Origin of the sequence: Aurantimonas sp. 22II-16-19i (assembly GCF_002088275.1) — a bacterium.
Taxonomy (GTDB): domain Bacteria; phylum Pseudomonadota; class Alphaproteobacteria; order Rhizobiales; family Rhizobiaceae; genus Jiella.
In genome coordinates this window covers 137,029-155,507 of sequence record NZ_AQQS01000005.1, presented here as the reverse complement: position 1 = coordinate 155,507, position 18,479 = coordinate 137,029, and the positions used below count along the sequence as shown (strand labels likewise).

Below are 18,479 nucleotides of genomic sequence, written 5' to 3'. Positions count from 1 at the left end.
CACCCTCGTGGTTCGACAGGCTCACCATGAGGGTGAAGGGGCAATGCCCGACCCACTCGAATGAACACACCGCTCATAGCACTCACACAAGGACCACACCCCATGCCAGTGATGACCATCGGCGTATCCAAGGCCAATGAGGGGATGGACGGCATCAGCTGGAACATCCTCGGCCAGACCTACGTGCCGAAGCAGCATTCGCACGATTCCTTCTCCTGGCATGCGACGTTCCATGTCGGCACCTTCGTGCCGCCGCACATCCATCCGACCCAGGAGGAGTTCGTCTACATCCTGTCGGGCCGGCTGGACGTCCTCCTCGACGGCAAGGAGGGATTCGCCGAGCCGGGCGACCTGGTGCGCCTGCCGAAGGGCATTCCCCACGGCCTCTTCAACAAGACCGATACGGACGTGAAGTGCCTGTTCTGGGTCTCGCCGGCCCAGCGGCTCTACGACCTCTTCTGGGCGCTGCACAATCTCGGGCCGCAGGCCGATCCGGCCGAGGTCGTCGCCGTCGCCGCGCGCCACGAGGTGGACTTCCTGCCGCCGCCGGACGCGGCCTGAGCCAGACTGAGGCGGCTCGATGGGCCCAGATGAAGGGGCCGAGCCGGTGGTGATTCATCCGCGGAGGCGGGATTGAGGGAGAAAGAGCCATGAAGGTCATCATCGTCGGCGCCGGCATCGGCGGCCTCACCACCGCGCTGATGCTCCATCAGCGCGGCATCCGCGCCGAGGTCTACGAGCAGTCGCCGGCGGTGCGCGAGGTCGGGGTCGGCATCAACACGCTCCCCCATGCGATCCGCGAACTCGCCGAGATCGGCCTTCTCCCGGCCCTCGACAATGCCGGTATCCGCACCCGGGAGCTGCGCTACTACAACCGCCAGGGCCAGGAGGTGTGGCGCGAGCTGCGCGGCATCGACGCCGGCCATCCGGTGCCGCAGTTCTCGATCCATCGCGGCCGGCTGCAGAAGCTGATCCACGACGCGGTGATCGCAAGGCTCGGGCCCCAGTCGGTGAAGACCGGGCTCGCCCTTGCCGGCTTCATCCAGGACGAAGGCGGCGTCACCGCCCACTTCACCGACAGCGTCAGGGGCGGCGCCGGCACCACGGTGCGCGGCGACGTCCTGATCTGCGCCGACGGCATCCATTCGGCGGCGCGGCGGCTGTTCTATCCCGACGAGGGCGCGCCCTCCTGGAACGGCGTCGTGATGTGGCGCGGCGCCACCGAGTGGACGCCTTGGCGCGACGGCCGGACGATGGCGATCGGCGGCGGCATGGGGGCGAAATTCGTGCTCTACCCCATCGCCGAGGCCGAGAACGGCAAACAGCTGATGAACTGGGTCGTCAACATCAAGATGGCCGACGGGGCGAAGTCGCCGCCGCCGAAGGAGAGCTGGTCGCGCATCGCCCAGCGCGCGCTGGTCCTGCCTTATGCCAGCCGCTTCAAGATCCCGGATTTCGACGTCTCGGCCCTGGTCGAGGCGACGCCCATGGCCTTCGAATACCCGATGTGCGACCGAAATCCCCTGCCCCGCTGGACCTTCGGCCGGGTGACGCTGCTCGGCGACGCCGCCCATCCGATGTATCCCGTCGGCTCCAACGGCGCCTCCCAGGCGATCCTCGACGCCCGCTGCCTCGCCGACAACCTCTCCCGGGCGGACCATCCCTGCCAGGCACTCTGGGCCTACGAGAAGGAGCGCCTGCCGATCACCGCCGAGGTCGTCAGGATGAACCGCAAGGGCGGTCCGGAGCGGGTGATCGACGAGGTCGAGAAACGTGCGCCGGCGGGCTTTGCCAATGTCGAGGACGTCATCCACCGGGCCGAGCTGAAGGCGATCGTCGGCGGCTATGCCGGCAAGGCGGGCTTTGCCACCGAGGCCGAACGGGCCGAGCCGGAGCGCCGGGCCGCCAACGCCTGAGCCATACGCCCGGCGCTCCGGCCCGGCGCAACCCGCCGGCCGGCCGGGCCGGCACCACGAGACCGGCACGACGACGTTGCGAAGCGCCGGGAAAATAGTTTAAGGCTAAAACATCTTCCACGACGTCCGGATGCAGACTTGCCCAGCGAACCCCGCCCCCGCCATATCCTCGTGACCGGCAGCACCCGCGGCATCGGCCGGGCGGTGGCGGCCGCCTTCGTCGCGGCGGGCGATACGGTCACGGTGCATGGCCGCAGCCCGGACAGTGCCGAGCGCTGCCGCGCCGAACTCGGCGCGGCCGACGCGATCGCCGCCGACGTCGCGGATCCGGAAGCTCTCGCGACAGCGCTGGCAGCAGCAGCCGAGCGGTGCGGCCCGATCGACGTCCTCGTCAACAATGCCGGCGGCGCCGAGACCGCGCCATTGTCGCGGACGGACGTCGACCAGCTGCGGCGCATGATGGCGCTGAACCTCGAGCCGATGCTGGTGGCCATGCGCGCCGTCGTGCCGGCCATGAAGGAGCGCGGCCACGGCCGCATCGTCACCGTCGCCTCGACCGCCGGGCTGAAGGGCTACGCCTATGTCGGCGCCTATTGCGCCGCCAAGCATGCCGCAGTCGGCCTCACCCGGGCGCTGGCCGCCGAACTCGCCGCGACCGGGATCACCGTCAACGCGGTCTGCCCGGGCTATACCGATACCGACCTCGTTTCCGGTTCGATCGACAAGCTGCAGGAAAAGACCGGCCGCGATCGCGAGTCGCTGCTGGAGACCTTCACCAGGACCAATCCCATGGGACGGCTGATCCGGCCCGACGAGGTGGCGGCCGCCGTCCTGTGGCTGGCGAGCGCCGGCGCCTCCGCCGTGACCGGCCAGGCGATCGCCGTGGCAGGAGGCGAGTTGTGAGCATCGCCGGGCGCAAGGGCGAGACGGTCGACGCCGAATCCAAGGTCGAGGAGAGCCCCCAGGACCACCGGATGGAGCTGCGCCTGTGGCTGCGGCTACTGACCTGCGCCAACATGATCGAGACCGAGATCCGCCGGCGGATGCGCGCCTGCTTCGACACGACCCTGCCGCGCTTCGACATGATGGCCCAGCTCGAGCGCTCGCCGGACGGCCTCCTCCTCGGCGAGTTGTCACGGCGCATGATGGTCTCCAACGGCAACGTCACCGGCCTCGTCGACCGGCTGGTCCAGGAGGGACTGATCGAGCGGCAGATCTCGCCGACCGACCGCCGCGCCGCCCGCGTGCGGCTCACCGAGGAAGGCCGCGCGACCTTCGCCAAGATGGCGAAGGCGCACAGCGACTGGATCGCCGAGCTTCTGGCGGACATGCCGGCCCGCGACCAGGACGTGCTGCTGCAGCGCCTCGGCTCGCTCAAATCCTCGGTCCAGTCGGCCACCGGCGGGGCCATTCCGGAACCCAGACGCAGAGGCAAGACATGAAGCTCCAGAAGCAGGTCGTGGCACCGCTGGCCGATTTCCGCCCGGATCATTTCGGCCTCGCGATCGACGAGGGGATCGCCACCGTCACCCTCAACCGGCCGGAGAAGAAGAACCCGCTGACCTTCGACAGCTATGCCGAGCTGCGCGACACGTTCCGGGCCCTGCGCTTCGACGATCAGGTGACGGCGGTGGTGATCGCCGGCGCCGGCGGCAATTTCTCCTCCGGCGGCGACGTCTTCGAGATCATCGAGCCGCTGACCCGGATGAACGTGCCCGAGCTCCACGCCTTCACCACGATGACCGGCGACCTCGTCAAGGAGATGCGCGCCTGTCCGCAGCCGATCGTCGCCGCCGTCGAGGGGGTGTGCGCGGGTGCCGGCGCGATCATCGCCATGGCGTCCGACATGCGCGTCGCCGGCGCCGGGGCGAAGGTCGCCTTCCTGTTCAACCGGGTGGGGCTTGCCGGCTGCGACATGGGCGCCTGCGCGATCCTGCCGCGCATCATCGGCCAGGGGCGCACCTCGGAGCTGCTCTATACCGGCCGCACCATGACCGCCGAGGAGGGCGAGCGCTGGGGCTTCTTCAACCGGCTGACGGAGGCCGGCGGCGCGATCGAGGCCGCCACCGACCTCGCTCGCACGCTGAATGCGGGGCCGACCTACGCCAACTCCGTCACCAAGCGCATGCTGCAGATGGAATGGGCGATGGGCATCGACGAGGCGATCGACGCCGAGGCGCTGGCCCAGGCGCTGTGCATGAAGACCGGCGATTTCCGCCGCGCCTTCGAGGCCTTCGCGGCAAAGCGCAAGCCCGTCTTCGAGGGGAACTGAGGGTGGCCGACAAGAGCTTCCTGTCCTGGCCGTTCTTCGAGCCCCGCCATGCGGCGCTGGCCGACGAGGCGGATCGCTGGGCGAGCGAGCATGTCGCCCGCCTCGTCGACCACCACGACGTCGACGCCAGCTGCCGCCGGCTGGTCGCCGCCATGGGCGAGGCCGGGTTCCTCGCCTACGCCGCGCCCGAGGACGGCCGCTTCGACCTGCGCAGCCTCTGCATCCTGCGCGAGACCTTCGCGCGCCATGACGGGCTGGCCGATTTCGCCTTCGCCATGCAGGGTCTCGGCACCGGCGCCCTGACGCTGTCGGGAAGCGCGGCGCTGAAGGAGGCCGTGCTGCCGGGGGTGCGCATCGGACGCACGATCGCAGCCTTTGCGCTGACCGAGCCGGAAGCCGGTTCAGACGTCGCCGAGATCGCGCTGTCCGCGAGACCCGCCGGCGACGGCATGGTCCGGCTCGACGGCGAGAAGACCTGGATCTCCAACGGCGGCATCGCCCACCACTACGTCGTCTTCGCCCGCACCGGCGAGGCGCCCGGCGCCCGCGGCATCTCGGCGTTCTCGGTGCCGGCCGACACGCCCGGCCTGTCGATCGCCGAGCGGCTGCACACCATCGCGCCGCACCCGCTCGCCCGGCTGAAGTTCGAGGATTGCCGCATCCCGCTCGAAAACCGGATCGGCGAGGCGGGTGCCGGCTTCAAGGTGGCCATGGCCACCCTCGACGTCTTCCGCTCGACCGTCGGCGCGGCCGCCCTCGGTCTCGCCCGCCGGGCGCTCGACGTGACGCTGGAGCGGTCCCGCACGCGGCGGCTCTTCGGGGCCCCTCTGGCCGACATGCAGCTGACCCAGACGGCGCTCGCCGAGATGGCGACGGCGATCGACACCTCGGCGCTGCTGGTCTACCGCGCCGCCTGGACCCGCGACGCCGGCGCCCCCCGCATCACCCGCGAGGCGGCGATGGCCAAGATGGTCGCGACCGAAAGCGCCCAGGGCGTCATCGACCGCGCCGTGCAGCTGCATGGCGGCGAAGGCGTGCGCTCCGGCTCCGTGCCGGAAACGCTCTACCGCGAGATCCGCGCGCTGAGGATCTACGAGGGTGCCACCGAGGTGCAAAAACTCATCATCGCCCGACAGCTCCTGTCCGAGACCCGTTGAAGGGGACGCCCGACATGCCCGGCTCGTGCCATACCGACACCTTTGTCCTCGACAATCTCCCGGCCCCCGACGCGATGCCGGATTTCGTCAATCTGGAAGAGCTCGGCTATCCGGAGATGCTGAACGCGACCGTCGAGCTGGTCGACCGGCATGTCGTAGAGGGCCGGGGCGATCGCCCTGCTTTGGTCGCACCCGGGCTCCGCTGGACCTATGGCGAGCTCAGCCGGACCATCGACCGGATGGCCAACGTCCTGACCGGCGAGCTCGGCATGGTTCCCGGCAACCGGGTGCTGCTGCGCTCGGCCAACAACCCGACCAAGGTCGCGCTCTACATGGCGATCATCAAGGCGGGCGGGATCGTCGTCGCCACCATGCCGCTGCTGCGGGCGCGCGAACTCACCCAGATCATCGACAAGGCCGAGATCGGCCTCGCCTTGTGCGACGCCTCCCTCGCCGAGGAGATGACGAAGGCGGCAAGCACGTCGAAGACCCTGCACCGCGTCGTCACCTGGTCGGGCACGGCCGGCGGCGAACTCGGCGAACTCCTCGATGGGGCGAGCGACGAATTCACGCCCGCCCCGACCCGGGCGGACGATCCGTGCCTCCTCGGCTTCACCTCCGGCACCACCGGGACGCCCAAGGCGACGATCCACTACCAGCGGGATCTCCTCGTCATCTGCGACTGCTATGCCGGCAAGGTCCTGAAGGCGACGGAGAGCGACGTCTTCATCGGCTCGCCGCCCCTCGCCTTCACCTTCGGGCTCGGCGGCCTCGTGCTGTTTCCGTTCCGGGTCGGCGCTTCGGCGGTGCTCCTCGAGAAAGCCTCGCCGCCCGATCTCGCCAAGGCGATCGGCGCGTATCGGGCGACGATCTGCTTCACCGCGCCGACGGCCTATCGCGCGATCCTCGGAAAGATCGAGGAATACGACCTGTCCTCCCTGCGCAAATGCGTCTCGGCCGGCGAGACCTTGCCGAAACCCACCTACGACGCCTGGCTCGAAGCCACCGGCATCAGGCTGATGGACGGCATCGGCGCGACGGAGATGCTGCACATCTTCATCGCCGCGGACGAGGACGAGATCCGGCCCGGCGCTACCGGCAAGCCGGTTCCCGGCTACGAGGCGAAGGTGATCGACGCGTCCGGCAACGAGGTGCCGCGGGGCACGCCCGGGCGGCTCGCCGTGCGCGGCCCGATCGGCTGCCGCTACCTCGCCGACGAGCGCCAGGCCGTCTATGTCGAGAACGGCTGGAACGTCACCGGCGACACCTACATCGAGGACGAGGACGGCTATTTCTGGTTCCAGGCCCGCAACGACGACATGATCGTCTCCTCGGGCTACAACATCGCCGGCCCCGAGGTGGAGGCGGCCCTCCTCGCCCATCCGGCGGTCGCCGAGGCCGGTGTCGTCGGCGCGCCCGACCCCGACAGGGGCCGGATCGTGCGGGCCTATGTCGTCCTCGCCGAGGGCCACGAGCCGGACGCGCCTCTCGCCAAGGACCTGCAGGAGCATGTCAAACGCGAGCTCGCACCCTACAAATACCCGCGATCCGTCATCTTCGTGGATGCCTTGCCCAAGACGGAGACCGGCAAGCTGCAGCGCTTCGCGTTGCGCAGACAGGCGGAAAACGAAATGCAAGATCAGGGAGATCGCCCGTGAGTGTCACCCGGACCTCGGCGGCCGGCAAGACCGCCCGCGGCGAGATGGATGCAACGGAGGGCCTGACGGTTCTCCAGCCGGCCAGCTGGAAGAAGCCGAGGGGCTATGCCAACGGCCTGGCGGGGCGCGGCCGCCTGGTCCTGACCGGCGGCCTGATCGGATGGAACGAGAACGAGGTCTTCGCCGACGGCTTCGTCGCGCAGGTCGAGCAGACCCTGAAGAACGTCCTCGCCATCGTGGCGGAAGCCGGCGGGGGCCCGGAGCACGTCGCCCGGCTGACCTGGTACGTGAAGGACATCGACACCTACCGCAACTCGCTGGGTGATCTCGGCCCCGTCTATCGCAACCTGTTCGGCCGGCACTATCCGGCGATGGCGCTGCTCGCCGTCGCGGATCTGGTCGAGCCCGAGGCCCTGGTCGAGATCGAGGCCACGGCGATCATTCCCGACTGAGCGGGTTTTCCCGGCGGGCTCCCGCCTTTCAGGTTGAACGGACGGCAATGACTTCCTCGCTTATCTGGACCGGCGGCGAGCCGATCACCGACTACGACGTCGCCTATGACAATGGCGGCGCGATTCCCGGCTCGAGCACCTTCGTGCCCCGCTGGAAGGCCGATGCCGCGGCGTTCCGCGAACGGATGGCAGCGGGCGGGCGGGCCGAAACCGGCGTCTTCTACGGCCAGAAGCCGCGCCAGCACTACGACCTCTTCAAGCCGGAGAGCGCGCCGGCCGGCCTGATGGTGTTCATCCATGGCGGCTACTGGAAGAGCCAGGAGATCGGCAACTGGTCGCACTTCGCCAAAGGCGGCGTCGAGCGGGGCTTCGCCGTGGCGCTGCCCGAATATACGCTCTGCCCCGACGCGACGATCCCCGAGATCAGCCAAGAGATCGGCGCCTTCCTCGACCATGTCGCGGCGCGGACGGATGGCCCGATCCGCCTGTGCGGCCATTCCGCCGGTGGCCATCTGGTGACCCGCATGCTCTGCGTCGATGCGCCCCTCGCCCAAGAGACCGCCAGCCGCATCGACCGCGTCGCCTCGATCAGCGGCTGCCATGACCTTCGCCCGATCATGCGCTCGGGCATGAACGCCGTCCTCAACCTCGATCCGGCCACGGCCCGATCCGAGAGCCCGGCCCTCCTGGAGCCGCGCCCCGGCATCAACCTCCTCTGCGTCGCCGGCGGCGCCGAGCTTGCCGAATTCCGCCGCCAGAACGCGCTCCTCGCCAATGTCTGGCATGGCTTCGGCGGCAGGACGCGGGCGATCGAGACGCCGGGGCGCCATCACTTCGACGTCGTCGACGACCTCATCGACCCGGCGAGCGAACTCGTCGCGATGCTCACGGATGTCGAAGCCGGTTGAACGGCCGGGCGACCAGCCTGACGCCTCGTCCCCGGAGCGGCTGCGGAAGCGCCATGACGGCGCCGGCGTGCCGCCGCCGGAACCGACGGTTCCGGCCCTCCGGCCTCAGCCTTCCCGCACGACGGCTTCCGCTTCGATCTCGACGGCATAGTCGCCGACCAGCGCCCCCGCGGCGAGGAGCGTGTTCGCCGGGCGGATCTCGCCGAACGCCCGGCCATGCGCCCGCGACACCGGCTCCCAGTCGTCGATGGACCGCAGATAGACGCGGGTGCGCACGACGTCTTCCATCGAGGCGCCGAGGGCGTTGAGGCTCGCGCCGATCTTGTCGAGGATGTAGGTGGCCTGGGCGCCGGCGTCCCCCGGCGCGACCACGCGGTCGCGGCCATGGGTCGCGGTGGTGCCGGAGACGAAGACACGATTGCCCTCGCGCACCGCGCGGCTGTAGCCGGCGAGCGGCTCCCAGACGCTGCCCGACGAAACCCGCAGGCGTTCCGGCCGGCCGGGCACGGCTTCTGCCCTGTAGACCGAGGGCACCTGGCCCAGATGATGGCTGAGATCGCCCGACGCCGTCAGATAGGGTGGCCGGCGGTATTCGTCGCCGCAATCGCCGGGGATCGGCCGGGCGGCGGCGAGCGCGGCGTCGAGCCGCTCGCGGTCCTCGGCATCGAGGGCGAAATCGAAGAGCTTCAGATTGTCGGCCCGGTGCTCGCTCTCGCCGAGCCGCGCGCCGATGATCACGCCCGCCACCGCCGGCTGCTCCAGCACCCAGCGGCTCGCGACATTGGCGATCGAGACGCCGTGGCGCCGGCCGATCTCGGCCGCCGCCGCGAGGATCGTCTGGAGAACGTTCCAGCCCCCGGCGGTATCGATGAAGCGCTTGTACTTCATCCGGCTCCAGTCGGCGATCGCCTTGGGCTCGGGCTGACCCAGCCAGCGATCCGACAGAAAGCCGCCGCAGAGCGTGCCATAGGCGAGAAGGCGCGTGCCCGTAGCGGCGCAGACCTTCGACAACGGGCCGGCGGCGCGGCGGTCGATGAGCGAGAAGGAGACCTGGTTCGAGACCACCGGGATTCCGTCGGCGACCGCCAGGGCCAGATGCGCCGCATCGACATTGGTGAGGCCGATCGCGCCGATCAGGCCCTCCGCCTGCAGCGCCTTGAATTCGTGCAGCGCGTCGAGCCAGGCCGGGTGCTCGAAGGTCCACCAGTGCAGCTGCAGGAGATCGACCCGCTCGACGCCGAGGCGGCTCAGCCGCTCCTCGACGCCCGCGCGCACGATCTCCGGCGTCATCGGCCCCGGCTCCGGGCACCATTTGGTGAAGGCGAGCGGCCTCGGCGCTCCCTCATGACGGGCGAGCAGCCGTCCCGCGATCAGCTCGGCGCTGCCGTAGTGATCGGCCATGTCGAACGTGTCGAATCCGGCATCGGCGTAGGAGCGGAGCGCATCGGCCGCCGCGTCGAGATCCAGCGGCGTGCCGCTCCGCTCGATGTCGGCCACCTGCCACAGGCCGGTGAGGACGCGGCTGATGGACAATTCGGGCGTGAGCGCGAAGCGCTCGGGACGATCGGTCATCGTGGTCTCCGATGGAAGGGGCATTGTACGGGGCGCGGGCGGACTGCCTGCCGCGCCTCGATGGCTCAGATGCGGGTGCGGATGTCCCAGAGCTCGGGAAACAGGCGGACCTTCAGCATCGCCTCGAGATAGGCGACGCCGCTGGTGCCGCCGGTGCCGCGCCGGTAGCCGATGATGCGGGCGACGGTGGTCACATGGCCGAAGCGCCACTTGCGGAACGCATCCTCGAAATCCACCAGCTTCTCCGCCAGCTGGTAGAGGTCCCAATAGGTGCCGACGTCGCGATAGACCGCCAGCCATGCCTCCTCGACCGAGGCGTGCTGCCGGTAGGGCTGGGTGAGGTCTCGCCCCAGATGCGCCTCGTCCGGTGCGAGGCCCCGGCGCTTCAGGAGTTCGAGCGCGACGTCGTAGAGGCTCGGCTCCTTCAGCAGCGTCTGGAGATCGGCATGGATCGCCGGCCGGTGTTCGTGGGGCCGCAGCATGGCGGCGTTCTTGTTGCCGAGGATGAACTCGACCGCCCGGTACTGGTGCGACTGGAAGCCCGACGATTTTCCCAGAACGTCGCGGAATTCCATGTATTCGGCCGGCGTCAGGGTGGCGAGGACGTCCCAGGCCTGGATCAGCTGCACGAAGATCCGGGCGACGCGGGCCATCATCTTCTCGGCCCGGCCGAGCTCGTCCCGCGCGATGGCGGCCCGCGCGCCGCGCAGCTCGTGCAGGATCAGCTTCATCCAGAGCTCGCTGGTCTGATGCTGGATGATGAACAGCGGCTCGTCGTGATGATCGCTCAACGGGTGCTGGGCCGACAGCACCTGGTCGAGGGCGAGGTAGTCGCCATAGGACATCTCGCCCGCCATCGACAGATGCGCGCCGTCCGCCTCGGCGGTGCGCTGGTGCCCGAAGCCGAGCGTGCCGGCCGTTCCCGCGTCGCCGCTCATGTCACGGCCCTCCTGACGTTGAACCGTGGCTCACGCCATTCCTGCGTCCGCAGAACCTCGAAGAGATGCCCCGCGGCGTCGAAGGCGTCGACATGGCGGGTGTAGAGCGGCGTGAAGCCGAAGCGGAGGATGTCGGGCGCCCGGAAGTCGCCGACGACGCCCCGCGCGATCAGCGCCTGCATCACCGCATAGGCGTCGTCGTGGCGGAACGACACCTGGCTGCCGCGCATCGCCGCGTCCCGCGGGCTGGCAAGGCTGACGCCGAGATCGCCGCAGAGCGTCTCGACCCGGGACAAGAACAGCTCGCACAGGGAAACCGATTTCTCGCGGATCGCGGCCATGTCGGTGTCCGCGAAGAGGTCGAGGGCGGCGTCGAGGGCGCTGAGCGAGATCACCGGCGGCGTGCCCGTGAGAAACCGCGCAATGCCCGGGGCAGGCGCGTAGCCGGGATCGAAGGCGAAGGGCGAAGCATGCCCGAACCAGCCCGACAGCGGCTGCACGGCGGCGTCCTGGAGGCTTGGCGCGACGAACAGGAAGGCCGGCGCGCCCGGCCCGCCGTTCAGATACTTGTAGCCGCAGCCGATGGCGAAATCGGCACGGCTCGCCGCAAGGTCCACAGGCACCGCGCCGGCCGAATGGGCGAGGTCCCAGATCGTCAGGGCGCCGTGGCGATGCGCCAGAGCCGTGAGGCGCGCCATGTCGTGGATCCGGCCGGTGCGATAGTTCACATGGGTGAGCATCAGCACCGCGACGTCGTCGCCGAGGGCCGCCTCGACCTCGTCGGGGCCGTCGACCAGCCGCAGTTCGTGACCCTTGCCCAGGAGCGCCGCGAGCCCCTCGGCCATGTAGAGGTCGGTCGGAAAGTTCGCCCGCTCCGAGACGATGACGCGGCGATCCGGCCGCATCGCCAGCGCGGCGGCCAGCACCTTGAAGAGGTTGACGGAGGTGGAATCCGTGGCGACGACGCTGTCGCCGGGCGAGCCGATCAGGCGGGCGATCTTGGCCCCGACCGTCATCGGCAGGTCGATCCACCCGGCGGTGTTCCACGAGCCGATGAGCCCCTCGCCCCATTCCCGCTCGGTGACGGCGCGGACGCGCTCGCGCACCGAATGGGCGAGGACGCCGAGGGAATTGCCGTCGAGATAGATCAGCCCCTCCGGCACGTGAAACCGGTCGCGGTGCGAGGCGAGCGGGTCGGCCCGGTCGAGCGCCTCGGCGTCGGCTCGTTCCGACACGACAGGGCTGTGGCTGCTGACGGTCATGGCGCAAGCGTTCCTTCTCGCTGACGGGCCGGCTCTGGCGCCGATTTCCCCAGATATCGCGACACCACCCGCTTCTCGCCGAGGATGCCTTTCGGCCGCAGCAGCAGGATGGCACAGAGGGCGACGCCGATCAGCACGATCTGCAGGGAGGCGCCCCGTGCCTGCTCCCCGGCCGGAAGCACGGTGCCGATGACCGAGGCCGAAGCCGCCCAGATCGCCCAGACCAGAACCGCTCCGACGATGGCGCCGCGATGGTTGCCAGAGCCGCCGACGATCAGCATCGCCCAGACCTGGAAGGTCATCAGCGGCAGATAGTTCTCCGGCGCGATGAAGCCGATGAAATGCGCCTGCACGGCGCCGCCGAGCGCCATCAGGGCGCCGCCGACCGCGAAGGCCTGGAGCCGGAAGCCGGACGCGTTCTTGCCGAGCGAGACGGCCGCCGTCTCGTCTTCCCGGATCGCCCGCAGCACCCGGCCCCAGGGCGAGGCGCTCAGATGCTCGACGACGAGGTAGGCCGCAAGGAGGACCGCGGCTGTGAGGCCGAGATTGAGAAGGCCGAAGCGGAAGGGATCGTCGGCGCTCGCCGCGAAGGGCCGCGGGATGAAGCCCATGCCGAACGGGCCGCCGGTGATCCATTCGAGATTGAGCGCCGCGAGTTGCACGGTGACCGCGAAGCCGAAGGTGGTGATGGCGAGGTAATCCGAGCGGAGCCGGATGGTCAGCCAACCGAGCCCATAGGAGAGGACGGCCCCCGCGATGCCGGCGGCGATCCAGCCGACGACGATCGGCAGGCCGAAGCCGCCCAGCCGGTCCGCCGCATCGGGCGTCGTGAGGATCGCGGACACATAGGCGCCGACCGCGACGAAGCCGGCGACCCCGACGTTGAACAGCCCGGTCTGGCCCCATTGGACGTTCAGGCCGACGGCGATGATCGCATAGGACAGCGCGATGGTCAGGAAGAAGGCGCCGTAGCCGACGAGGTCGATCATGTCGCCGCCTTTCCCAGAATCCCCTGGGGACGCAGCAGCAGGACCAGCGTGAGGATGACGAAGCCGACGGCGGCGCGCCACTCGGCCCCGACCGTCTGCACCGCGAGTGCCTCGCAAAGACCGACCAGCAGGCCGCCGAGGATCGCGCCCGGAACGCTGCCGATGCCGCCGAGGATCGCCGCGGCAAACAGCGGCAGGAGGAGGTCGAACCCCATATAGGGGCGGATCTGCACGAGGAGGCCCGCCATGACGCCGGCACCGGCGGCCAGCGCGCCGCCGAGGCACCAGACGGTGCGGATCACCCGCCGGACGTCGACGCCCGCCAGCCGCGCCAGCACCGGGTTCTCGCTGACCGCCCGCATCTGCCGGCCGATCGCCGTCCGAGTCAGGAGCAGATGCACCGCGATGACCAGAACGGCGGTGACGCCGAGCATCAGGAGCTGGTCCGGCGTGGCCCGCAGCCCGCCGCCGAGCGGCATCGCGATCTGCAGCTCACGGGTGAAATAGACCGGCTTCGAGGTGAAGACGAATTCGAGCAGGCTGCGAAGGGCCAGCGAGGCCCCGAAGCTCGCGATCACCATGATGATCGTCGCCGAGGCGCGGCGGCGGAACGAGGCGAAGAGCAGCCAGTCGATGAGGATGGCGAGCCCGCCGGTCAGGAGGGCGGCGGCGATTGCGGCGACGGGCAGCATCCAGCCGAAGGAGAACGGCCCGATCGGGACCATGCCGAAGGGCACGGCCGCGACGACGGCCAGCGCCAGATAGGCGCCCCAGGCGATGAACTCGCCATGGGCGAAATTGGCGAACCGCAGGATGGCGTAGGTCAGCGTGACGCCGATGGCGCCGAGGCCGATCATCGAGCCGGCGATCAGCCCGTCGACGATGAATTGCGCATTCATGCCGTCTCTCCCGCCGCGGCGTGGTGGCCGAGGAACATCTCGCCGAGGCGGGGATCCTCCGCGAGGCCTTTGGCGGGCCCCCGATGCACGATCCGCCCGTCGGCCAGCACCAGGGCCGTGCGGGCGACGCCGAGCGCCGCCCGGACGTTCTGCTCGACGAGGACGATGGTGACGCCGAGCCCGTTCACCCGCGCCAGGGTCTCGAACACCTCGCCCACGAGCTTCGGCGAAAGCCCCGCCGACGGCTCGTCGAGGATGATCACCGTCGGCTCGACCAGGAGCGCCCTCGCCGTCGCCAGCATCTGCCGCTGGCCGCCCGACAGCGCACCGGCCGCTGTTGTCGGACGGGCGGCGAGATCGGGAAAGAGGTCGTACATCGCCGCGATGCGCTCTGAGCGCCGGCCCGCCGGCAGGACGCCGGCGCAGAGCTTCAGGTTCTCGTCGATCGTCAGGCTGGCGAAGATGTTCTCCGTCTGCGGCACGAAGGCGAGGCCGGCGCGCACGAGGAGATGCGCGGCAATCCCGGTGATCGGCTTGCCGGCAAGCGTCACCGCCCCGGCATGGATCGGCACCAGCCCGGCGATCGCCTTGACGAAGGTGGACTTGCCGGCCCCGTTGGGGCCGAGGATCGCGACGAAGTCGCCCTGCCCGATGCTCGCATCGATGCCCTTGACGATCGGCAGGTCCGGCTCGTAGCCGGCGACCAGCGCCTCGACGGCGAGCGCAGGAGGGGCCTCGGCGACACTCATGCGGGCGCCCCGCCGAGATAGGCCTCGATCACCGCCGGATCGCGCGAGACATCCTGCGGCGCGCCCTCGGCGAGAAGCCGTCCCGACGCCATCACCAGCACCCGCCCGCACAGCCGCTTGATCATGTCCATGTTGTGCTCGATCAGGAGCACGGTGATGCCACGCGCGTTGATCGCGGCGATCCTGTCGATGATGAAGTCGAGCAGCGACGGGTTCACGCCGGCCGCCGGCTCGTCGAGGAGGATGATGCCCGGCTGCGCCATCATCGCCCGGCCGAGTTCCAGGAGCTTGCGCTGGCCGCCCGACAGCACCCGCGCTTCCTCGCCGGCGAGCCGCGACAGCTGAAGGAATTCGAGCAGTTCCTCGGCGCGCTCGACGGCGGCGCGTTCCTGCCGGCGCACCTCCTTCAGCCGGACGAGATTGCCGAGCAGCGTCTCGCCGGTCTGGCCCTGCGGCGCCGTCAGCATGTTCTCGAGAACCGTCATCCCGGCAAAGGGCCGCGGGATCTGGAAGGTGCGGGCAAGGCCCCGGGAGATCCGCCGGGATGCGGCCTCGGACTGGACCTGAACGCCGCCGATCGCGATGGTTCCGGAGTCGGGCTTGAGGCTGCCGGCGATGAGGTTGAACATCGTCGTCTTGCCGGCGCCGTTCGGCCCGATCAGGCCGAGCATGCCGCCGGGGTCGAGGTGAAACGACATGCGGTCGACGGCCCTGAGCGGCCCGAAGGCGATGGACGCGTCGGTCACCGCGAGCGCCGGAACCAAACCCTGCCGGTTCCCCTGCCCGTTCGCGCCGGACCCTTCGGCCACACGCGACGAGGCGGAGCCGGCGTCGGCCGCCTGCCCGTCGGTGCGTCGGGGTCCATTCTCGGCTGTCATCACCAGCTTCCGGTCAACGCATTTCTGATCTTTGATCAAACTTTACAGCTGAAGCCTATTTCGCTAGCATCCGTTTGACAAGATGCGAAACGAGGCAGGGAGGATGCGTCGTCCCTGCGTCCCGCCCGACCATGACGGCCGGCGGCCTTTTCAGGGACGTTGACCCGACTGCCATGGCCGAACCCTCGAGCGATCCCGGCGCGCCGTCCCGCCGCCCCCAGCCGGGGCGCAGGAACACCCGGGCCCTGTCCATGCTCGCGCCGGTGGAGCGGCACACCGTCCAGCAGCGGGTCTATCTGGAACTGCGGCGCTCCCTGATCGAGGGCCAGTTCGAGGCCGGCGAGGTGATGCGCATCCAGGACGTCGCCTCGCGGCTCGGGACGAGCACGATGCCGGTGCGCGAGGCGCTCGGCCGGCTGGTCTCGGAACAGGCACTGGAGCCGCTGCCCAATCGCTCGATCCGGGTCCCGCTCCTGACGCGCGAACGCCTCGACGACATCGCCGCGGCACGGCGCCTGATCGAGGGCGAGGCCGTCAGGCTGGCGGTGCGGCGGCTCACCGCGGACGACATCGCCACGCTGCGCCGGATCACCCGCGGCTACGACGAGCTGACCGCCGGCGAAGAGGATCACGGCCACCGCGCCATCTACAACCACGCTTTCCACTTCGGCATCTACCGGGCCGCGGGCTCGAAGGTCCTGCTGCCGATCATCGAGAGCCTGTGGCTGCAGTCCGGCCCGTTCATCCGCGCCTCCGCGAGCCTCTATGACGGCGCCGACGGGCTGTCGGCGACCCACCACCACTGGCGGATCATTGCCGCGCTGGAGGAGCGCGACGGCGAGGCGGCCGTTATGGCGCTCGGCGAGGACGTCGAGCGCGCCTTCGAGCTGTTGCGCGACCGGCTCGCCCGCGAGGAAACGGAGACGACGCCATGAGCGACGCGGATGACGGCTTCTCGCTCCATGACCTCAGGGTCGAGGCGATCTGCCCGCCGGGCCGGACGATCTATTGCGGGGCCAAGGCCGGCGACTTCTTCGAGCTTCGCGGCGAGATGCTGCACCTGCCGGAGGGCCAGGGCTTCTCGATCTATTCCCTCGCGGCGGTCCTGCCGCTGCTTGCCGCCAAGCAGCGCCCGACCCACCCGAACGACTGGATGAGCACCGACGCGGAGGTCGCCTGCCCCGATCCCAATTGCCCAAGCCGCCTGCGCATCACGCGGCTCGGCCTGCGCCGCTTCAGCCATGCCGAGACCACCGCGGTCCCCCTGCATCAGCCGGAAGCAACGCCCGCTTTGCCGGACGCCGACGAGGAATGACGATGGAATACGCCGAGCTCTCTGCCGATCACCGCATCTCCCGCGTCATCCGCGGCAACTGGCAGCTGGCCGGCGGCCACGGCGCCGTCGACGCAAGGGAGAGCGTCGAGGATCTGATCGCCTTCGCCGATGCCGGCATCGTCACCTTCGACTGCGCCGACATCTATACCGGCGTCGAGGAGATCATCGGCGCGTTCCGCGAGGCGTATGCGGATCGCCGCGGGCAGGCCGCACTCGACGCCGTCCGCGTCCATACCAAGTTCGTCCCGGATCTGGGCGCGCTCGGTGAGATGACGCAGGCGTCGGTGACGGCGGCGATCGACACCTCGCTGCGGCGCCTGAAGACCGACCGGCTCGACCTCGTCCAGTTCCACTGGTGGGATTATGCGGCGGATGGCTGGCTGGAGGTCGGCGGCTGGCTGACGCAATTGCGCCAGGCCGGCAAGATCCGCAACATCGGCGGCACGAACTTCGACACCGAGCATCTCCTGGCGTTCTGCCGCGCCGGCGTACCGATGGTCTCGATGCAGGTCCAGTATTCGCTGCTCGATACGAGACCCGAGCGAGAGATGGTGGCGGCGGCCGGCGCCAACGGCGTCCAGCTCCTCTGCTACGGGACGGTCGCCGGCGGCTTCCTGTCGGATCGCTGGCTGGGGGAGCCGGAACCCGCCTCCCCGCTGGAGAACCGTTCGCTCGTCAAATACAAGCTGATCATCGACGAGGCCGGCGGTTGGGGCGTCTTCCAGCACCTTCTGGCGACGCTGCGGCGCGTCGCCGACCGGCACGGCACCGACATCGCCACCGTCGCGAGCCGCTGGGTGCTGGACCGGCCGGGGGTCGCGGCGACGATCGTCGGCGCCCGCAACCGCAGCCATCTGCCCGCCAATCTCGCCATCGCCGATCTGAAGCTGGACGCGGACGACCACCAGGCGATCGAGGCCGCGCGCTCGGCGATGCGGGTGCCGCCGGGCGACGTCTACGCGCTGGAGCGCGACCGCGACGGCCCGCACGGCTCGATCATGAAATACGGCCTGAACGGTACGGCGGCATGACGACGGCAGCCCGCACCCTCGGCGAAAACGCGCTGGCGGAGGTCGAGGCGGCGCACGCCTTCTTCGCCGACTGGTTCACCGGCCGGATCCGCGACCCGGCCGTGCTCGAAACGCGCCTCTCCACCTTCGATCCTGCCTTCGTCCGCATCTCGCCCGAGGGCAGGATCGTCACCGCCGCCGACCTCGCCGCGCTGCTCGGCCGGCGGCGGCTCGAGGAGGACGAGGCGTTCTCGATCACCATCGAGGATGGCGGCATCGTCTTCGAGGGGAGCGACGCGGCGCTGGTCACCTATGTCGAGCGGCAGTCCTCGAAGGGCACCGAGACCCGGCGCCGGGCGACGGCATTCTTTCTCGCCGCGCCGGCGGCGCCGAACGGCGTCGTGTGGCGGCATCTGCAGGAAACCATGATGGTTTCAACCCAACCGACGCCGATCGGCGGCCGGTCAACCTGAGGGAAATGGC

At 69.8% G+C, this 18,479-nt stretch carries 20 protein-coding genes; 13 read left to right on the top strand and 7 right to left on the bottom strand.

Annotated features, from left to right (window positions below; genetic code table 11):
- The first annotated feature begins 102 nt into the window (after window positions 1–102).
- From ATO4_RS06920 to ATO4_RS06880, 9 genes are all read left to right on the top strand, one after another.
- Window positions 103–561 (top strand): cupin domain-containing protein, encoded by a 459-nt coding sequence (locus tag ATO4_RS06920; RefSeq protein ID WP_083590693.1) that lies wholly within the window; start codon window positions 103–105, stop codon window positions 559–561.
- A gap of 89 nt (window positions 562–650) precedes the next feature.
- The gene (locus ATO4_RS06915) at window positions 651–1,916 is read left to right on the top strand and encodes a flavin-dependent oxidoreductase (RefSeq protein ID WP_083590692.1); all 1,266 of its coding nucleotides are present in this window, start codon (window positions 651–653) and stop codon (window positions 1,914–1,916) included.
- 138 nt (window positions 1,917–2,054) lie between these two features.
- On the top strand, window positions 2,055–2,819 hold the full coding sequence (locus tag ATO4_RS06910; protein ID WP_083590691.1) for an SDR family oxidoreductase: 765 nt from the start codon (window positions 2,055–2,057) through the stop codon (window positions 2,817–2,819).
- A 71-nt stretch (window positions 2,820–2,890) separates the two neighbouring features.
- Window positions 2,891–3,358, top strand: a complete 468-nt coding sequence (locus ATO4_RS06905; RefSeq protein ID WP_083590725.1) for a MarR family transcriptional regulator — start codon at window positions 2,891–2,893, stop codon at window positions 3,356–3,358.
- Window positions 3,355–4,188 carry an enoyl-CoA hydratase family protein gene (locus ATO4_RS06900; protein WP_083590690.1) on the top strand — a complete coding sequence of 278 codons (834 nt, stop codon included), beginning with the start codon at window positions 3,355–3,357 and terminating at the stop codon, window positions 4,186–4,188. Before ATO4_RS06905 ends, ATO4_RS06900 begins: the two co-directional genes overlap by 4 nt.
- Before the next feature lie 2 nt (window positions 4,189–4,190).
- A complete protein-coding gene (locus tag ATO4_RS06895) occupies window positions 4,191–5,345 on the top strand; it encodes an acyl-CoA dehydrogenase family protein (RefSeq protein ID WP_083590689.1) in 1,155 nt (384 codons plus the stop codon).
- 14 nt (window positions 5,346–5,359) lie between these two features.
- Entirely contained in the window at window positions 5,360–7,003 is a 1,644-nt protein-coding gene (locus tag ATO4_RS06890; RefSeq protein WP_083590688.1) for a benzoate-CoA ligase family protein, read from the top strand.
- 44 nt (window positions 7,004–7,047) lie between these two features.
- Complete coding sequence (locus ATO4_RS06885) at window positions 7,048–7,455, top strand: RidA family protein (RefSeq protein ID WP_083590724.1); 408 nt, start codon at window positions 7,048–7,050, stop codon at window positions 7,453–7,455.
- A 47-nt stretch (window positions 7,456–7,502) separates the two neighbouring features.
- On the top strand, window positions 7,503–8,363 hold the full coding sequence (locus ATO4_RS06880) for an alpha/beta hydrolase (protein ID WP_083590687.1): 861 nt from the start codon (window positions 7,503–7,505) through the stop codon (window positions 8,361–8,363).
- 105 nt (window positions 8,364–8,468) lie between these two features.
- Here ATO4_RS06880 and ATO4_RS06875 read toward each other — a convergent pair whose 3' ends face one another.
- The 7 genes from ATO4_RS06875 to ATO4_RS06845 all read right to left on the bottom strand — a co-directional run bounded on the left by ATO4_RS06875 (window position 8,469) and on the right by ATO4_RS06845 (window position 15,650).
- Window positions 8,469–9,935, bottom strand: a complete 1,467-nt coding sequence (locus tag ATO4_RS06875; protein WP_083590723.1) for an aldo/keto reductase — start codon at window positions 9,933–9,935, stop codon at window positions 8,469–8,471.
- Between the two features lie 65 nt (window positions 9,936–10,000).
- Window positions 10,001–10,873, bottom strand: coding sequence for a tryptophan 2,3-dioxygenase (kynA, locus tag ATO4_RS06870; protein WP_083590686.1), 873 nt, complete (start codon window positions 10,871–10,873; stop codon window positions 10,001–10,003).
- Window positions 10,870–12,135: a kynureninase gene (kynU, locus tag ATO4_RS06865; protein WP_083590685.1), complete on the bottom strand. Its 1,266-nt coding sequence runs from the start codon at window positions 12,133–12,135 to the stop codon at window positions 10,870–10,872. Before kynU ends, kynA begins: the two co-directional genes overlap by 4 nt.
- Entirely contained in the window at window positions 12,132–13,124 is a 993-nt protein-coding gene (locus ATO4_RS06860) for a branched-chain amino acid ABC transporter permease (RefSeq protein ID WP_083590684.1), read from the bottom strand. Before ATO4_RS06860 ends, kynU begins: the two co-directional genes overlap by 4 nt.
- Entirely contained in the window at window positions 13,121–14,023 is a 903-nt protein-coding gene (locus ATO4_RS06855) for a branched-chain amino acid ABC transporter permease (RefSeq protein ID WP_083590683.1), read from the bottom strand. The genes ATO4_RS06860 and ATO4_RS06855 overlap by 4 nt, the downstream gene beginning before the upstream one ends.
- Window positions 14,020–14,772 (bottom strand): ABC transporter ATP-binding protein, encoded by a 753-nt coding sequence (locus ATO4_RS06850; protein WP_083590682.1) that lies wholly within the window; start codon window positions 14,770–14,772, stop codon window positions 14,020–14,022. Before ATO4_RS06850 ends, ATO4_RS06855 begins: the two co-directional genes overlap by 4 nt.
- Entirely contained in the window at window positions 14,769–15,650 is an 882-nt protein-coding gene (locus ATO4_RS06845) for an ABC transporter ATP-binding protein (RefSeq protein WP_083590722.1), read from the bottom strand. Before ATO4_RS06845 ends, ATO4_RS06850 begins: the two co-directional genes overlap by 4 nt.
- Before the next feature lie 173 nt (window positions 15,651–15,823).
- Here ATO4_RS06845 and ATO4_RS06840 point away from each other — a divergent pair, with 173 nt between their 5' ends.
- The 4 genes from ATO4_RS06840 to ATO4_RS06825 are packed head-to-tail and all read left to right on the top strand — an operon-like array spanning window position 15,824 to window position 18,469.
- The gene (locus tag ATO4_RS06840; protein ID WP_083590721.1) at window positions 15,824–16,585 is read left to right on the top strand and encodes a GntR family transcriptional regulator; all 762 of its coding nucleotides are present in this window, start codon (window positions 15,824–15,826) and stop codon (window positions 16,583–16,585) included.
- A complete protein-coding gene (locus tag ATO4_RS06835; RefSeq protein WP_083590681.1) occupies window positions 16,582–16,965 on the top strand; it encodes a TIGR04076 family protein in 384 nt (127 codons plus the stop codon). The genes ATO4_RS06840 and ATO4_RS06835 overlap by 4 nt, the downstream gene beginning before the upstream one ends.
- Before the next feature lie 2 nt (window positions 16,966–16,967).
- Window positions 16,968–18,017, top strand: coding sequence for an aldo/keto reductase (locus ATO4_RS06830; RefSeq protein WP_083590680.1), 1,050 nt, complete (start codon window positions 16,968–16,970; stop codon window positions 18,015–18,017).
- Window positions 18,014–18,469, top strand: coding sequence for a hypothetical protein (locus ATO4_RS06825; protein WP_083590679.1), 456 nt, complete (start codon window positions 18,014–18,016; stop codon window positions 18,467–18,469). The genes ATO4_RS06830 and ATO4_RS06825 overlap by 4 nt, the downstream gene beginning before the upstream one ends.
- Window positions 18,470–18,479: the final 10 nt, after the last annotated feature.

What these genes read in the sequence shown, in the direction of transcription:
- ATO4_RS06860 (WP_083590684.1), bottom strand. Translation starts at nt 13,124, where the DNA reads ATGATCGACCTCGTCGGCTACGGCGCCTTCTTCCTGACCATCGCGCTG.
- ATO4_RS06855 (WP_083590683.1), bottom strand. Translation starts at nt 14,023, where the DNA reads ATGAATGCGCAATTCATCGTCGACGGGCTGATCGCCGGCTCGATGATC.
- ATO4_RS06825 (WP_083590679.1), top strand. Translation starts at nt 18,014, where the DNA reads ATGACGACGGCAGCCCGCACCCTCGGCGAAAACGCGCTGGCGGAGGTC.
- ATO4_RS06845 (WP_083590722.1), bottom strand. Translation starts at nt 15,650, where the DNA reads ATGACAGCCGAGAATGGACCCCGACGCACCGACGGGCAGGCGGCCGAC.
- ATO4_RS06915 (WP_083590692.1), top strand. Translation starts at nt 651, where the DNA reads ATGAAGGTCATCATCGTCGGCGCCGGCATCGGCGGCCTCACCACCGCG.
- ATO4_RS06905 (WP_083590725.1), top strand. Translation starts at nt 2,891, where the DNA reads ATGGAGCTGCGCCTGTGGCTGCGGCTACTGACCTGCGCCAACATGATC.
- ATO4_RS06840 (WP_083590721.1), top strand. Translation starts at nt 15,824, where the DNA reads ATGGCCGAACCCTCGAGCGATCCCGGCGCGCCGTCCCGCCGCCCCCAG.
- ATO4_RS06850 (WP_083590682.1), bottom strand. Translation starts at nt 14,772, where the DNA reads ATGAGTGTCGCCGAGGCCCCTCCTGCGCTCGCCGTCGAGGCGCTGGTC.
- ATO4_RS06900 (WP_083590690.1), top strand. Translation starts at nt 3,355, where the DNA reads ATGAAGCTCCAGAAGCAGGTCGTGGCACCGCTGGCCGATTTCCGCCCG.
- ATO4_RS06920 (WP_083590693.1), top strand. Translation starts at nt 103, where the DNA reads ATGCCAGTGATGACCATCGGCGTATCCAAGGCCAATGAGGGGATGGAC.
- ATO4_RS06875 (WP_083590723.1), bottom strand. Translation starts at nt 9,935, where the DNA reads ATGACCGATCGTCCCGAGCGCTTCGCGCTCACGCCCGAATTGTCCATC.
- ATO4_RS06880 (WP_083590687.1), top strand. Translation starts at nt 7,503, where the DNA reads ATGACTTCCTCGCTTATCTGGACCGGCGGCGAGCCGATCACCGACTAC.
- kynU (WP_083590685.1), bottom strand. Translation starts at nt 12,135, where the DNA reads ATGACCGTCAGCAGCCACAGCCCTGTCGTGTCGGAACGAGCCGACGCC.
- ATO4_RS06830 (WP_083590680.1), top strand. Translation starts at nt 16,968, where the DNA reads ATGGAATACGCCGAGCTCTCTGCCGATCACCGCATCTCCCGCGTCATC.
- kynA (WP_083590686.1), bottom strand. Translation starts at nt 10,873, where the DNA reads ATGAGCGGCGACGCGGGAACGGCCGGCACGCTCGGCTTCGGGCACCAG.
- ATO4_RS06890 (WP_083590688.1), top strand. Translation starts at nt 5,360, where the DNA reads ATGCCCGGCTCGTGCCATACCGACACCTTTGTCCTCGACAATCTCCCG.
- ATO4_RS06885 (WP_083590724.1), top strand. Translation starts at nt 7,048, where the DNA reads ATGGATGCAACGGAGGGCCTGACGGTTCTCCAGCCGGCCAGCTGGAAG.
- ATO4_RS06835 (WP_083590681.1), top strand. Translation starts at nt 16,582, where the DNA reads ATGAGCGACGCGGATGACGGCTTCTCGCTCCATGACCTCAGGGTCGAG.